This window comes from Sandaracinobacteroides sp. (assembly GCF_057137845.1).
Genome location: NZ_DBNHFX010000172.1, coordinates 1 through 13,572, shown reverse-complemented (window position 1 = coordinate 13,572; position 13,572 = coordinate 1). Strand labels below are relative to the sequence as shown.

The following is a 13,572-nucleotide window of genomic DNA, read 5'->3' as shown; positions in this document are numbered from 1 at the left end:
GCCGCAATGTGCCCAAGGACAACGGCTTGACGGCATTTGTGCTGGCGCCAGCGCCGGCTCGGCGGCAAAGGCATCTGATGAAGCGTCTGCTTGCCCTGTTGTTTGCGCCGCTGCTGCTGGCGGCAGCGCCGGCCGGCCGGCCCGCGCGGATCGTGTCGTTGAACCTTTGCGCCGACCAGTTTCTGCTGGCTCTGGCCGATCGCGGGCAGATCAAGGCGCTGGGCCGGTTTGCCAATGATCCCGAAATGTCGGCTGCGGCCGATGCGGCGCGGGGGTTGCCGGTTAGCCGTGGTTCCGCCGAGGACGTGCTGGCGCTGCGGCCCGACCTGGTCGTGGCAGGCCCGATGTGGACGGCCGATCTCAGATCCCTGTTGAAATCGCGCGGCATCCCGCTGATCGAGCTTCCGCCTGCTGAAACCTATGGTGAAATCCTGCGGCAGGTGCGGCTGGTGGCGAACGCGGTCGGGCACCCGGCACGCGGCGAGGCGCTGATCGCCAGCATGAACGCCGGAATGGCGGCCATCCCGGCCGATGCCGGGCGTGGCGCAACGGCTGCCTATTACCAGCGCCGGGGCTTCCTTACGGGGACGGGAACGCTGGTTGATGAACTGCTGCGCCGGGTTGGCCTGCGCAATCTGGCCATGCGGCTGCACAAGCCCTCGCTGGCGCGGATCGGACTGGAGGACATGGCACGCGCCCGGCCGGACTGGCTGATCGTCGAGACTTCGACGGATCGCCCGGAAGACGAGGGCACGCAGATGCTGCACCATCCGCTGCTGGCGGACATCCCGCGCCTGAAGCTGCCGCAGGCGTGGACGGTCTGCGGCGGCCCGGCCTATGTCGATGCCGCCCGCAGCCTTGCCGAACAACTTTCGCGCGGGCCGGATGGCCGGGGCCGCTAGCTTCGATAGTCGGCGTTGATCGAAATGTAGCCATGCGTCAGATCGGTCGTCCAGATGGTGGCCCGGCCCGAGCCAAGCCCCAGATCGACTGCGACGCGAACTTCCTGCCCCTGAAGGTGAGCCGTCACGGGTGCTTCGTCATACCCCTCGACGACCATGCCCTCGGCTGCCACCAGCGTGTCGCCGAAGCGGATCGCCAGCCGGTCGCGTTCGGCGGGTTCCCCTGCCTTGCCGACGGCCATCACCACCCGCCCCCAGTTGGCGTCGCCACCGGCGATCGCGGTTTTCACCAGCGGGGAATTCGCAATCGACAGGCCGATGCGGTGGGCGCTGTCGTCGGTGGCTGCGCCGCTGACGGCGATCTCGATGAAGCGTGTTGCGCCTTCGCCATCCCGCACCACCAACTGCGCGAGTTCACGGCAGAGATCCTCGAGTGCGGCAGCGAACGCCTGCGCACCGGGCGTGTCGGCCGACTCGAGTGTGCGGTTGCCGGCCTTTGCCGTTGCAAAGGCAAGCACGGTGTCGGAAGTCGAGGTGTCGCCATCGACGGTGATGCAGGAAAAGGTCTGGCGGTTCGCCGCGCCGAGGAACTGCCCGAGGAGTGGCGCTGCAATGTTCGCGTCGGTCACGATGAAGCCCAGCATTGTCGCCATGTCGGGGGCGATCATGCCCGACCCCTTGATGAAGCCGACGAGGTGGACGGTCTGGCCGTCGATCACGACACTGCGCCCGGCTGCCTTGGGGAAGGTATCGGTGGTGCCGATAGCGCGGGTGACATCGAGCCAGCCCGCCTGCCCGAGCTTGGCATGGGCTGCCCGAACGCCTGCTTCGGCCTTGTCGGCCGGCAGCGGCACGCCGATCACGCCGGTCGATGCTGCCAGCACATGTTCGGGCGCGCATCCCACCAGTTTTGCCACCTCGGCGACCTGCCGGGCACAGGCGTCGGCGCCGCGCGTTCCGGTGAAGGCGTTGGAGTTCCCGGCGTTCACCACCAGCGCGCGGGCGCTTCCGGAAGCAAGGTGCCGCCGGCAAAGCTCGACTTCGGGTGACGGGCATTTCGAGCGGGTCGTCACGCCCGCGACGGTGGTTCCCGGATCGAACACGAGGAGCGTCAGGTCGGCGCGCGTCCAGTTCTTGTAGCCGGCAGTCGCGGTGGCGCGGCCAACGCCGGCGATTTCCGGCAGCGCGGGGAACGGGCGGGCGAGGGGTGAAATATCCATGCGCTGGGATTAGCCGCGCCGGGGCGGGCCGAAAAGGGGCAACCGCACGGCCGCTGATGCCGTGCGTCAAACCGTGCGCCAATGTGAACAGTCGTTGTTCATGCGCCGATACGCGCGCGATGCAATTGACGGTTGGGGGTGCGCTTCCTATTTGACCGGGCGATGCACCGGCGGCTGCCTGCTTGCCGGGCCCCGTTTCGTGAAGGCTCTCCATGCTCGGCTTGAACAAGGTCGCAAAAGCGATTTTCGGCTCTTCGAACGACCGTTACGTAAAATCGATGCAACCGCTGGTGCGGCAGATCAATGCGCTCGAACCCCGCTACGAGGCGATGAGCGACGATGAACTGAAAGACCAGACCCGCATCTTCCGCGAGCGGCTGGCCGGCGGAGAGAAGCTGGACAATCTGCTGCCCGAAGCGTTCGCGACCGTGCGCGAAGCCTCGAAGCGGGTGATGGGGATGCGCCACTTCGACGTGCAGATGATCGGCGGGATCGTTCTGCACCGGGGAGAAATCGCCGAAATGCGCACCGGCGAAGGCAAGACGCTGGTGGCGACCTTGGCGACCTATCTGAACGCGCTGGGAGGCAAGGGCGTCCATGTCGTTACGGTGAACGACTATCTGGCCAAGCGCGACGCGGAATGGATGGGCCAGATCTATCGCTGGCTCGGCCTGACGGTCGGTGTCATCGTACCGGATCTGCACGACACCGAACGCCGCCTCGCCTATGAGGCCGACATCACCTACGGAACGAACAACGAGTTCGGGTTCGACTATCTGCGCGACAACATGAAATACGAGCGCGCGCAGATGGTGCAGCGCGCCTTCAACCACGCGATCGTCGACGAAGTGGACTCGATCCTCATCGACGAAGCGCGCACCCCGCTGATCATTTCCGGCCCGACCGACGACAAGAGCGAGCTTTATCGCGCTGTCGACGTGATCGTGAAAACCTTCCAGCCCGACCACTATGAGAAGGACGAGAAGCAGAAGTCGATCATCCTGACCGAAGAGGGCACCGAATTCGCCGAGCGGGCGCTGGAAGCAGCCGGCCTGCTGCAGGGCGACAACCTCTATGACTTCGAGAACACGCAGGTTGTCCACCATCTGAATCAGGCGCTGCGCGCCGTGCACATGTTCCGGCTGGACACCGACTATATCGTGCGCGACGACAAGGTGGTCATCATCGACGAATTCACCGGCCGGATGATGGACGGGCGCCGCTGGTCGGACGGGCTGCATCAGGCGGTCGAGGCCAAGGAAGGCGTCGACATCAAGCCTGAAAACCAGACACTCGCCTCGATCACGTTCCAGAATTATTTCCGCCTGTATCCCAAGCTTTCCGGCATGACCGGGACGGCCGCCACCGAGGCGCCGGAATTCTTTGACATCTACAAGCTGAATGTCGCCGAAATCCCGACCAACCTGCCGGTGCAGCGGCAGGACGATCAGGACGAGTTCTACAAGAACGAACGCGACAAGCACGCCGCAATCGTGAAGGCGATCGGCGAAAAGGCGGAATCCGGCCAGCCGGTGCTGGTGGGCACGGTCTCCATCGAAAAGTCCGAGGAGCTGTCGAAGTATCTCGACAAGGCCGGTGTGAAGCACTCGGTGCTGAATGCCCGCTACCACGAGCAGGAAGCGCATATCGTGGCGCAGGCGGGTCGTCTGGGCGCGGTGACGATTGCAACCAACATGGCCGGGCGTGGCACCGACATCCAGCTTGGCGGCAACCTGGAATTCCGGGTCGAGGCCGAACTGGCCGACGTGCCGGAAGGTCCCGAGCGCGACGCCGGGATCGCCCGAATCCGCGCCGAAATCGCAGCCGAGCGCGACAAGGTGCGCGAAGTGGGCGGACTGTTCGTGCTGGGCACCGAACGCCACGAAAGCCGGCGCATCGACAACCAGTTGCGCGGGCGTTCCGGCCGACAGGGCGATCCGGGACTGTCGCGCTTCTACCTCAGCCTCGACGACGACCTGCTACGCATTTTCGGCCAGCAGAACATGCTGACGCGCGTGATGCACTCCGGCCTGGAAGACGGGGAAGCCATCATCCACCCGTGGATTTCGAAGGCGATCGAAACCGCGCAAAAGAAGGTGGAAGCGCGCAACTACGACATCCGCAAGCAGCTTCTGCAATATGACGACGTGATGAACGACCAGCGCAAGGTGGTCTATGAACAGCGCGCCGACATCATGGACGCGGAAAAAGTATCGGACATCGTGGACGAATTCCGCCGCGATACCGTCGCCGATCTGGTGTTTGCCCACGCGCCCGCCGGCACCTACCCCGAACAATGGGACATTCCCGGCCTGACCGAGGACGCAGCACAAAAACTGAACGTGCATGCCCCCTTCGCCGACTGGGTGAAAGAGGAGGCCGTCGATCAGGAGCTGTTCATCGCGCGGATGAACGCGCAGATCGATCAGCAGATGGCGGCCAAGCAGGAAAGCATCCCGGCAGAAAGCTGGGTGCAGGTCGAGAAGAACTTCCTGCTGCAAAGCCTCGATCATTACTGGAAGGAACATCTGGCGACGCTCGATGCGCTGCGGCAGGTGGTGCACCTGCGCGCCTATGCGCAAAAGCAGCCGATCAACGAATACAAGGCCGAGGCCTTCCAGCTTTTCGAACTGATGCTGCGCCATGTGCGCGAAGACGTGACGCGAATGCTGGCCTACGCTGAATTCCGTCTGCCCGACGCCAGTGAAATGCCCGCCCTTCCCGATCTGCCCGACTTCCTGAAGCTGGACGGCGGGCCGAGGCTGCCATCCGACGAGCGGGGCTATGCCTTTGGCGACCCGGTGCTGTCGGCGCCCGGTATTTTCGCGATGGGCGACCCGCTATCGACCGACGAGGTAGAGGCCGCGACCAGCGTTGCCGAATTGTTCGGCCCCGATTTCGTGCCCGCCGACCCGGAAACATGGCAGCGGACGGTGTCGCGCAACACGCTCTGCCCATGTGGTTCTGGCAGGAAGTTCAAGCACTGCCACGGGCTAGCCGAATGAGCAGGCCGTCATCGGCATCGTGAATGGGCAATAAAAGGGGGCGCACGGATGATCCGGCGCCCCCTTGTTCGTCTGGCTCTGGAACCTGGCTGTCAGGCCATGCTCGACAGGCCGCGCTGGCGGCGAAGCCCGGCGCCGATCAGGCCGAAACCCGCGATCAGCAGCGCCCATGTGCGCGCCTCGGGCACGGCGGAAACGCTGAGCGTACCGGTCGAGTGGATGTCGTAGCCGCTGTTCGTGGCCGAGTAGAGTTGATACTGGGTGGGGCTGTCCGAGAACAGATTCCATTCCCTGAGCGCCGTCTTGAACATCAGACCTGCATTACTGACGGACGCGCCGCTCAGGTAGAGAACGTTGTCGTAGGTGAACAGGCCGCTGGGCGAGGTTGCCTGATACGGCTGGTTCGGGTTGGCGATCAGTCCCAGCACGGATTCTGCGCCGACATTGCCGCTGACGTGCAGAATGTCATAGCCGCCGACGGCGTTCACCGTATCGGCGACATGCACCGTAAGCATGGCGCTGCCGGGCGCGGCATTGCCGCTATAGTTGAGGATGTAGCTGGCGGCGTTGGCCGCAGGCGCAAATGCGACGAGCGCAGCTGTGGCGCACAGCAGAGTCTTCATCATGTTCATTGCAACCGATCCTGTTCGTTCTTGTTGTTGTTTTTCTGTTCTGTTTTCAGAAACAGGCAGGATTCGCACTGCGCCTGCGCATGACAAGAGTCAATAGCGCCACATCCCGGCGACGGGCGATGCAACAAGGTTTTGCGTTTCAGCCGATCAGCGTGGGCCGCCCTGCATTGCCCGCAGCCCGACGATCGCCCAGCCCGCCAGCATCAGCGCGCCACCTGCCGGGGCGGCGGTTGCTACCATGCGTGGCGCGCCCAGCGCCAGCGCCTGCAAGGCACTTGCGAACAACAGGCTGCCGATCGCCAGCAGCCACGGGGCAACGCGCCAGTCGGGCCTGAAGGCAAGCACGGCAAGCACGGCGGCCGCGTGCGGCAACTGGATGCCCATGGCGGTGCGCACCCACTCCTGCGCTTGCGGGTCTTGCAGGGCGTGGGCGCCGAACGCCCCGAACGCAACCGCGAGAAAGCCGTTCAGCGCGGCAAGCGTGGCCAGCAGGCGCGAACGCTGCGCCATCAGGCGGAAAGGCCGCGCAACAGCGCGCGCGCGTGGATCGCCAGCGCCTCGGGATAGAGGCGATGTTCCGCCGCCAGCACCCGCGCTGCCAGTGTCTCCGGCGTGTCGGTGGCCTCGATCGGCACGCGCGCCTGCGCCACGATCGGGCCGTCGTCCAGCACGTCGGTCACTTCATGCACTGTGCAGCCGGCTTCGGTGTCTTTGGCGGCGATGGCGCGGACGTGGGTGTCGAGGCCGGGATATTTTGGCAGCAGCGACGGGTGGATGTTCAGCAGCCGGCGCCGCCAGCGGGCGATGAAGCCCGGTGTAAGGATGCGCATGAAACCCGCCAGCGCCACCAGTTCGATGTCGCGGGCGGCAAGGGCTTCGCTGACGGCTTCGTCGAAGGCTTCCCGGCTGGGATAGTCGCGGTGGGAAATCGCCAGTGTTTCGATGCCGAGTGCCCGCGCCGCGTCGAGGCCTGCGGCCTGCGGGCGGTTTGACAGCACGAATGCGATTTCCGCCGGGTAGTCGGGCGCGCGCGCTGCTTCCGCCAGCGTCAGCATGTTGCTGCCGCGCCCGGAAATCAGCACCGCCGTTTTCAGCCTAGGCATCGTGCGCGGCAGTCCAGTCTTTGGCCTGGTCCCAGAGGCCGGCCTTACCGCGCACTTCGCATCCTTTTGTGCCCGGCACGATCTGGCCGATGGCAAAAACTGTTTCCCCCGCCGATTCGAGCGCAGCGGTGACGGCAGTGGCCTCATCCGGGGCAACCGCAAGCACCATGCCGATGCCGCAATTGAACGTGCGCGCCAGTTCGGCCGCTTCCATCCGACCGCTTTGCTGCAACCAGCCGAACAACGGCGGCAAGGCCCAGCGATCGGCATCGATCACCGCGCGGCAGCCGGCGGGCAGCACGCGCGGCACGTTTTCCAGCAGCCCGCCGCCGGTGATGTGCGCCAGCGCGTGGATGCGGCCTTCGGCAAGCACCGGCAGCAGCGGCTTCACATAGAGCCGAGTCGGCGCCAGAACGGCATCGATCAGTGTGCGTGACGGGTCGAACGGCGCCGGCTGATCCAGCGCTTCGCCTTCGATCAACCGGCGGAGCAGCGAATAGCCGTTGGAATGCGCCCCCGACGAGGCGATCCCCAGCAGGGTGTCGCCTGCGGCCACCTTGTCGCCGGTCAGCAACTGGTTGCGCTCGACGGCGCCGACGGCAAACCCGCCCAGATCATAGTCTCCGGCTTGATACATGCCCGGCATTTCCGCCGTTTCGCCGCCGATCAGCGCGCAGCCGGCTTCGGCGCAGGCGCGTGCGATTCCCGCCACCACTTCTTCGGCAACGCCGGTTTCCAGCTTGCCGGTGGCGAAATAGTCCAGGAAAAACAGCGGTTCCGCGCCCTGCACGATCAAGTCGTTCACGCACATCGCCACCAGATCCTGCCCGATTGTGCCGTGCCGCCCGCTTTCGATGGCGAGGCGAAGCTTGGTGCCCACGCCGTCGGTTGCGGCGACCAGCAGCGGATCCTTGAATCCGGCAGCCCGCACATCGAAAATGCCGCCGAATCCGCCGATCTCGGCGTCGGCGCCGGGCCGCTTGGTCGCGCGCACCAGCGGCGCGATCATTTTCACCAGATGATTGCCGGCCTCGATCGAGACTCCGGCGTCGGCGTAGGTGGCGGGCGGGCGATTGGGGATGCTCATTGCCGCGCTCTAACGCCATCCCACTTGGAATCCCAGCCTTCCTGCGCCAAAGGCTTTCAGGATGACTGGACGGCGCCGGTTCGCGGCAATCTGCATGATGCTGGTGCTTGTGGCGCCAGCGCCTGCCATGGCGCAGGCAAAGCGCGCTGCCGACGCATCGCCGCCGGAAAAACAGGCCGAAGGCGACGCGCCGACTGCGATCGGCAGCAGTGGCGGGCTGGTCATCAGCGGCGTCGATGTCGATGTCAGCGGCCGCAACCCGAACGACGCCCGGATGAACGGCTGGCGCGAAGCGCAGCGGCAGGCATGGCCCGCGCTTTGGGTGCGGATGTCGGGGCAGGCCGCATCGACTGCGCCGCACCTTTCGGATGGCGCGCTCGATGGAATCGTCTCCGCGATCGAGATCGAGCGCGAACAGGTCGGGCCGACGCGCTATGTCGCGCGCCTCGCCGTCGTCTTCGACCGGTTGCGGGCGTCGTCGTATCTGGGCCGATATGCGAATATCGCGTCGTCGCCGCCGTTTCTGCTGATCCCCGTGTTGCAGGATGCGGCAACGCGGGAAGCGCATGAAGCCGATTCGCCGTGGCTTGCCGCCTGGTCGCGGCTTCGCGCGGGCGAAACGCCGATCGATTATGTGCGAATCCGGCCGACGCCGGGCGACGTGATCCTGCTGAACGCCTGGCAGGCCAGCCGGCGGCACCTGTTCCTGTGGCGGATGCTGATCGATCGCTATCAGGTGGCCGACGTGGTGATCCCCGAACTGATTCTGGATCGCAGCTATGTCGGCGGTCCGCTCAGTGCACTGCTGATCGTGCGGTTCGGCACTTCGGGCAAGGAACTGGGTCGGGTCCGCCTTTCGAACCGCACCGGCGACGTTCAGGGCCTTGCCGACACCGCCGTGCGCGAGGCCGACAGGATTTATGTCGCGGCGCTTCGGGAAGGCCATCTGCTGCCGGATCCGAATCTGATCCCGCCCGACGAGGAACTCTCCGCTCTCGAGGACAGCGGCCCGACGCTCGACGCCGGTTTCGAAAGCGGTGGCCATTCCGCCTTGCGCGTGCGTGTGCAGACACCCGACGACGCGTCGTTGCAGGCGATCCAGCGTATTGTCGCCGGAACGGCAGGAGTTGCCGGCGTTCGCCTGCAAAGCCTCGTTCTTGGGGGTGAATCGGTGCTGGAAATCCTGCCCGCCGTATCCACCGAACAACTGCGCTATGCGCTCGACCAGCGCGGCCTGCGCCTTGATGGCGGCCAACTGCGCCGCCGCAGGGAAGGCGAGGCGGCGCTTCCGCCGCCAGTCGCGACAGGCGGCGAAGACCAGATTCAGGAAAGCACGGTTCCGGCAGGCGGCACGCCGCGCGGCGGCGCCGGCGGGAACGACGAATGACCGCCGAGCCGCAGCAGATGGTGCTGCCGCTGCGCTGGCGGGCGGCGCAGGGCCAGAAAGACTTTTACGTCTCGGAGGCCAACCGTGATGCAGTCGCGTTTCTGGACGGCTGGTCGACCTGGCCGATCCCGGCGGCGATCCTGATCGGGCCGTCCGGCTCCGGGAAAAGTCACCTTGCGGCGATCTTCGGCCGCCGGGCCAATGCCCGCCTGTGGGACGACGCCGATCGCGCCCAGAACGAAGAAGAACTGTTCCACGCCTGGAACGCCGCGATGGAGGAACGGCGGCCGCTGCTGATGACGGCGCGTTCGGCTCCGTCGGACTGGAACATCGCCCTTGCCGACCTGCGCAGCAGGCTTGCAGCAACGCCCAGGGTGCAGATCCGTTCACCGGATGACGCCTTGCTGGAAGCGGTGTTCCAGAAACAGTGGCGCGACCGGGGCGTCGAGGTTCCGGCGGACGTGTGCAGCTATGTGCTGTCGCGGATCGAGCGCAGCTTCGAAAGCGCGGCAAAGGCGGTTTCGCTGATCGACACGCTGGCGATGTCGCAACAGCGTCCGATCACCATTCCGCTGGCGCGCGAAGCACTGCTCGACCTCTGAACGAATGCGCCTTCAGGCGCTGCTTCAGATGGTAAAGCTCTCTCCGCAGCCGCAACTGCCCTTGGCGTTGGGGTTGGTGAAGACGAACCCCGCCGCGAAGTCGTCCTCTTTCCAGTCCATCACCGAACCGATGAGGTGCAAGAGCGAGCCGCCGTCGATGAACAGCGGCCCGGAAGGGGTTTCGATCGCTTCGTCGCCGGGTTGCGGACTTTGTGCATATTCGATCGAATAGGACAGCCCCGAACAGCCGCGCTTGGGCGTCGACAGGCGCACGCCTGCCACCGGGCCGGTCGCGCGGGCGATCAGGCTGGCGATGCGCTCTTGCGCGGCGGGGGTCAGGGTGATGGCCGCCGGGCGCGCCCTTGGCGGCTTTGCGGCCGTGCCTGTCGTCATAGCATTCCCAGCTCCAGTTTTGCCTCGTCCGACATGTTGGCAGGGTTCCACGCAGGATCCCAGACGAGGTTCACATCGCAGGTGGCGACGCCGGGCACTGCCAGCACCCGCAATTCCACTTCGCCGGGCATGGATTCTGCAACCGGGCAGTGTGGCGTCGTCAGCGTCATGTTGATTGCCACATGGCCGTCCTTGATGTCCACCTCGTAGATGAGGCCGAGATCGTAGATGTTGACCGGGATTTCAGGGTCGAAGATGTCGCGCAGCGCCTCGATCACCGCTTCATAGAGGTCGTCGCCTTCCAGTGGCCCGGCTGGCTCGCTCTCGGCAAGGAAGCCGTCCAGATAGTCGCGCGGGCGCGCGGCGCCATCGTCAGCACTGGCGGCGTGGCCGGCATCGGCGTGCTCGTCCTCGCGGTGGGTGTAGGCGCCGGGCGGCACCGCCCTCGGGGGTTGTGCCGGCTCGTCCACCAGTTCCACTTCGAATCGCCGCACCGGGGCGGGCTTCTCGCTGGATTCGGTCATGCGAAGATCCTCGTCGTTCGTTCGATACCCTTGGCCAGCATGGCGACATCGGCCTCGGTGTTGTGCGCGGAAAAGCTGGCGCGCGCCGTCGCCTGCACGCCCAGCCAGCGCATCAGCGGCTGGGCGCAGTGATGCCCTGCGCGGATGGCGACCCCCCCTTCATCGAGGATGGTTGCGACGTCGTGCGGGTGCACGTCGCCCACGGCAAAGGAAAGGATGCCTGCCGAATTGGCCGGCCCGAACAGGCGCAGTCCGGGCAGGTGCGAAACGGTTTCGCGCGCGATCAACACCAGTGCTTCTTCGTGGGCATGCAGATTGTCGATCCCGACCTGTTCCACCCAGCGCACGGCGGCATCCAGCCCGATCGCACCGACGATATGCGGGGTTCCGGCCTCAAAGCGAAGCGGCGGCGCGGCGAAACTCACGCGGTCGAAATATACTTCGTCGATCATGGCGCCGCCGCCCTGCCACGGCGGCATTCCGGCCAGCAGGTCGGCCTTGGCCCAAAGCGCGCCGATCCCCGTCGGCCCATAGAGCTTGTGGCCGGAAAAGGCGTAGAAGTCGGCTCCAAGCGCGTTCACGTCGACCTTCAGCCTGGCGACAGCCTGGCAGCCATCGACCAGCAGCCGGGCACCTGCCGCGTGGGCGGCGCGGGCGATTCGCGCGATGTCGGCAATCGAGCCAAGCACATTCGATACATGCGCGACCGCCACCAGCTTTGTTTCGGGGCGGAGGAGGGCGATCAGCGCGTCCTCGTCGATGCGGCCATCTTCGGTCAGCGGCGCTACGTCGATGATGGCGCCTACGCGATCGGCCAGCATCCGCCACGGCACGATGTTGGAATGATGCTCCAGCGTCGAAAGAAGAATGCGGTCTCCGGCGCCGATATTCGCGGCACCCCATGTCTGGGCGGCGAGGTTGATCGCCTCGGTTGCGCCACGAACGAAGACCAGTTCCTCGGCGCGCCCGCCGATAAAGCGGGCAACGGTTTCGCGCGCGGTTTCGAATGCATCGGTCATGCGGGCCGACCGCGCATAAACCCCGCGATGGACGGTCGCGTAATCCTCGCCATAGGCGGCAGTGATCGCCTCGATCACTGCGCGCGGTTTCTGCGCGGTTGCTGCGGCATCCAGATAGGCCCAGCCGTCGGGAACGGCCGGAAACTCTCCGCGAAGGTCGAGCAGCCTTGGCGGCTGCACATGATGCGCGGCGAGCGGCAGCGTCGTCATGCACGCTGCTCCAGCCAGGCGGCGGTTTCGGCTTCCAGCGCCTCGCGGCTGTCGTCGGCGAGGCCGGCAAAGGCGTCGGCCACGAACGCGCGTGTCAGCAGCGCCTGCGCTTCGGCCAGGGGGATGCCGCGCGATTCCAGATAGAACAGCGCCGCCTTGTCCAGTTCGCCTACGGTGCAACCATGGGCGCATTTCACGTCGTCGGCGTAGATTTCCAGTTCCGGCTTCAGGTTGGCGGTCGCCGTCCGCTTCAATACCAGTGCGCGCGCGGATTGCGCCGCGTCGGTTTTCTGTGCTGCCTGCGCAACGCCGATGCGGCCCATGAAGCTGCCGGTTGCGCGTTCGTCGAGGACGATGCGAACCGCCTGGCGGCTGGTCGCGCCGGGTTCCAGATGGCGGAAATCGGTCAGGATTTCCTGCACGGTGTCGCCGCTTCCCAGCAGCACGCCGCCCAGATCCATCGATGCGCCTTCGGCAAGCGTGGCCTCGACCGTGACGCGCGCATATTCCGCCGACATCACCAGAACCACGAGGTGCATCCGGGCGCCCGCGCCCAGTTCGATCTTCAGATCGTGGATGCCGCCTTCGCGCACACGCAGAAGTTCATGGCGGACTTCGCCTGCCGCGACGGCCAGTTGGCGCGGCGGCTGTGGCGGCCACAGCGCCTGAAGTGCGCCGAAGTCGGCATAGCGCCAGGCTTCGTCCTTGCGCCGTGGCACGGGGGCCGTCATGCGGCGATCCCCTCGTAGCCTTGCGCTTCGAGGCGCAACGCAAGGTCAGGCCCGCCCGACTCGACGATGCGGCCATCGGCCAGCACATGCACGAAATCCGGCCGCACATGATCGAGGAGGCGCTGGTAGTGGGTGATCAGCAGCACGGCATGGTCTGCGCGGCGGAAACGGTTGATGCCCTCCGAAACCACCCGCAGCGCATCGATATCGAGGCCGCTGTCGGTTTCATCCAGCAGGGCGAACTTCGGTTCCAGCATCGCAAGCTGGAACGCTTCGTTGCGCTTTTTTTCGCCGCCGGAAAAGCCGACGTTCACGCCGCGCTTCAGCATGTCCGTATCAAGGCCGAGTGCGGCGGCTTCGACGCGAACGCGCTTCATGAATTCGGCGCCGGAAATCTCGGCTTCGCCCTTCAGCTTGCGCTGGGCGTTCAGCGCGGTGCGCAGGAACAGCAGGTTGGAAACGCCAGGTATTTCGACCGGATACTGAAAGCCCAGAAACAGCCCGGCCGCCGCGCGTTCGTTCGGCGCCAGCGCCAGCAGATCGACGCCGCCAAACGTCGCCGATCCGTCGGTCACTTCATAGCCTTCGCGGCCGGCCAGCACATGGGCAAGCGTCGACTTGCCGGCGCCATTCGGGCCCATGATGGCGTGAACTTCGCCGGCGCCGACCGAAAGGGTAAGCCCTTTCAGGATTTCGCGGTCGCCGATGCGGGCGTGGAGGTTGCGGATTTCAAGCATTTATCCAACCGATCCTTCGA

14 protein-coding genes are annotated in these 13,572 nt (G+C 65.7%); 4 read left to right on the top strand and 10 right to left on the bottom strand.

The genetic code is table 11. From position 1 onward, the window contains the following. The first annotated feature begins 77 nt into the window (after positions 1 to 77). Positions 78 to 902: an ABC transporter substrate-binding protein gene (locus tag AC16JP_RS09875; protein ID WP_484340446.1), complete on the top strand. Its 825-nt coding sequence runs from the start codon at positions 78 to 80 to the stop codon at positions 900 to 902. Here AC16JP_RS09875 and argJ read toward each other — a convergent pair. Further along, complete coding sequence (argJ, locus tag AC16JP_RS09870; protein WP_484340445.1) at positions 899 to 2,122, bottom strand: bifunctional glutamate N-acetyltransferase/amino-acid acetyltransferase ArgJ; 1,224 nt, start codon at positions 2,120 to 2,122, stop codon at positions 899 to 901. The genes AC16JP_RS09875 and argJ overlap by 4 nt on opposite strands. A gap of 212 nt (positions 2,123 to 2,334) precedes the next feature. On the opposite strand from argJ, the gene secA reads away from it, so the two are divergent. Next, a complete protein-coding gene (gene secA, locus AC16JP_RS09865) occupies positions 2,335 to 5,127 on the top strand; it encodes a preprotein translocase subunit SecA (RefSeq protein ID WP_484340444.1) in 2,793 nt (930 codons plus the stop codon). A 92-nt stretch (positions 5,128 to 5,219) separates the two neighbouring features. Here the strand turns inward: secA and AC16JP_RS09860 are convergent, their stop codons facing one another. The 4 genes from AC16JP_RS09860 to purM all read right to left on the bottom strand — a co-directional run bounded on the left by AC16JP_RS09860 (position 5,220) and on the right by purM (position 7,949). Continuing rightward, on the bottom strand, positions 5,220 to 5,759 hold the full coding sequence (locus AC16JP_RS09860; protein ID WP_484340443.1) for a PEPxxWA-CTERM sorting domain-containing protein: 540 nt from the start codon (positions 5,757 to 5,759) through the stop codon (positions 5,220 to 5,222). Positions 5,760 to 5,906: 147 nt separating this feature from the next. Beyond that, complete coding sequence (locus AC16JP_RS09855; RefSeq protein ID WP_484340442.1) at positions 5,907 to 6,269, bottom strand: DUF423 domain-containing protein; 363 nt, start codon at positions 6,267 to 6,269, stop codon at positions 5,907 to 5,909. Then, positions 6,269 to 6,862: a phosphoribosylglycinamide formyltransferase gene (purN, locus tag AC16JP_RS09850; protein WP_484340441.1), complete on the bottom strand. Its 594-nt coding sequence runs from the start codon at positions 6,860 to 6,862 to the stop codon at positions 6,269 to 6,271. Before purN ends, AC16JP_RS09855 begins: the two co-directional genes overlap by 1 nt. Next, positions 6,855 to 7,949 (bottom strand): phosphoribosylformylglycinamidine cyclo-ligase, encoded by a 1,095-nt coding sequence (gene purM / locus AC16JP_RS09845; protein ID WP_484340440.1) that lies wholly within the window; start codon positions 7,947 to 7,949, stop codon positions 6,855 to 6,857. Before purM ends, purN begins: the two co-directional genes overlap by 8 nt. A gap of 61 nt (positions 7,950 to 8,010) precedes the next feature. On the opposite strand from purM, the gene AC16JP_RS09840 reads away from it, so the two are divergent. Continuing rightward, positions 8,011 to 9,336, top strand: coding sequence for a heavy-metal-associated domain-containing protein (locus tag AC16JP_RS09840; protein ID WP_484340439.1), 1,326 nt, complete (start codon positions 8,011 to 8,013; stop codon positions 9,334 to 9,336). Continuing rightward, positions 9,333 to 9,938, top strand: coding sequence for an HdaA/DnaA family protein (locus AC16JP_RS09835; protein ID WP_484340438.1), 606 nt, complete (start codon positions 9,333 to 9,335; stop codon positions 9,936 to 9,938). Before AC16JP_RS09840 ends, AC16JP_RS09835 begins: the two co-directional genes overlap by 4 nt. 24 nt (positions 9,939 to 9,962) lie before the next feature. Here the strand turns inward: AC16JP_RS09835 and AC16JP_RS09830 are convergent, their stop codons facing one another. Genes AC16JP_RS09830 through sufC form a run of 5 tightly spaced genes read right to left on the bottom strand, consistent with a single transcriptional unit; the run spans position 9,963 to position 13,552 of the window. Next, on the bottom strand, positions 9,963 to 10,331 hold the full coding sequence (locus tag AC16JP_RS09830) for a HesB/IscA family protein (protein ID WP_484340437.1): 369 nt from the start codon (positions 10,329 to 10,331) through the stop codon (positions 9,963 to 9,965). Continuing rightward, positions 10,328 to 10,855 carry an SUF system Fe-S cluster assembly protein gene (locus AC16JP_RS09825; RefSeq protein ID WP_484340436.1) on the bottom strand — a complete coding sequence of 176 codons (528 nt, stop codon included), beginning with the start codon at positions 10,853 to 10,855 and terminating at the stop codon, positions 10,328 to 10,330. Before AC16JP_RS09825 ends, AC16JP_RS09830 begins: the two co-directional genes overlap by 4 nt. After that, on the bottom strand, positions 10,852 to 12,084 hold the full coding sequence (locus tag AC16JP_RS09820; RefSeq protein ID WP_484340435.1) for a cysteine desulfurase: 1,233 nt from the start codon (positions 12,082 to 12,084) through the stop codon (positions 10,852 to 10,854). The genes AC16JP_RS09825 and AC16JP_RS09820 overlap by 4 nt, the downstream gene beginning before the upstream one ends. Beyond that, entirely contained in the window at positions 12,081 to 12,815 is a 735-nt protein-coding gene (locus AC16JP_RS09815) for a SufD family Fe-S cluster assembly protein (protein ID WP_484340434.1), read from the bottom strand. The genes AC16JP_RS09820 and AC16JP_RS09815 overlap by 4 nt, the downstream gene beginning before the upstream one ends. Beyond that, entirely contained in the window at positions 12,812 to 13,552 is a 741-nt protein-coding gene (sufC, locus tag AC16JP_RS09810; RefSeq protein WP_484340433.1) for a Fe-S cluster assembly ATPase SufC, read from the bottom strand. The genes AC16JP_RS09815 and sufC overlap by 4 nt, the downstream gene beginning before the upstream one ends. Positions 13,553 to 13,572 lie beyond the last annotated feature (20 nt).

Bases quoted from the DNA above. Each gene is read 5' to 3' on its own strand.
- AC16JP_RS09875 (WP_484340446.1), top strand. From the start codon at position 78: ATGAAGCGTCTGCTTGCCCTGTTGTTTGCGCCGCTGCTGCTGGCGGCA.
- argJ (WP_484340445.1), bottom strand. From the start codon at position 2,122: ATGGATATTTCACCCCTCGCCCGCCCGTTCCCCGCGCTGCCGGAAATC.
- secA (WP_484340444.1), top strand. From the start codon at position 2,335: ATGCTCGGCTTGAACAAGGTCGCAAAAGCGATTTTCGGCTCTTCGAAC.
- AC16JP_RS09860 (WP_484340443.1), bottom strand. From the start codon at position 5,759: ATGAACATGATGAAGACTCTGCTGTGCGCCACAGCTGCGCTCGTCGCA.
- AC16JP_RS09855 (WP_484340442.1), bottom strand. From the start codon at position 6,269: ATGGCGCAGCGTTCGCGCCTGCTGGCCACGCTTGCCGCGCTGAACGGC.
- purN (WP_484340441.1), bottom strand. From the start codon at position 6,862: ATGCCTAGGCTGAAAACGGCGGTGCTGATTTCCGGGCGCGGCAGCAAC.
- purM (WP_484340440.1), bottom strand. From the start codon at position 7,949: ATGAGCATCCCCAATCGCCCGCCCGCCACCTACGCCGACGCCGGAGTC.
- AC16JP_RS09840 (WP_484340439.1), top strand. From the start codon at position 8,011: ATGACTGGACGGCGCCGGTTCGCGGCAATCTGCATGATGCTGGTGCTT.
- AC16JP_RS09835 (WP_484340438.1), top strand. From the start codon at position 9,333: ATGACCGCCGAGCCGCAGCAGATGGTGCTGCCGCTGCGCTGGCGGGCG.
- AC16JP_RS09830 (WP_484340437.1), bottom strand. From the start codon at position 10,331: ATGACGACAGGCACGGCCGCAAAGCCGCCAAGGGCGCGCCCGGCGGCC.
- AC16JP_RS09825 (WP_484340436.1), bottom strand. From the start codon at position 10,855: ATGACCGAATCCAGCGAGAAGCCCGCCCCGGTGCGGCGATTCGAAGTG.
- AC16JP_RS09820 (WP_484340435.1), bottom strand. From the start codon at position 12,084: ATGACGACGCTGCCGCTCGCCGCGCATCATGTGCAGCCGCCAAGGCTG.
- AC16JP_RS09815 (WP_484340434.1), bottom strand. From the start codon at position 12,815: ATGACGGCCCCCGTGCCACGGCGCAAGGACGAAGCCTGGCGCTATGCC.
- sufC (WP_484340433.1), bottom strand. From the start codon at position 13,552: ATGCTTGAAATCCGCAACCTCCACGCCCGCATCGGCGACCGCGAAATC.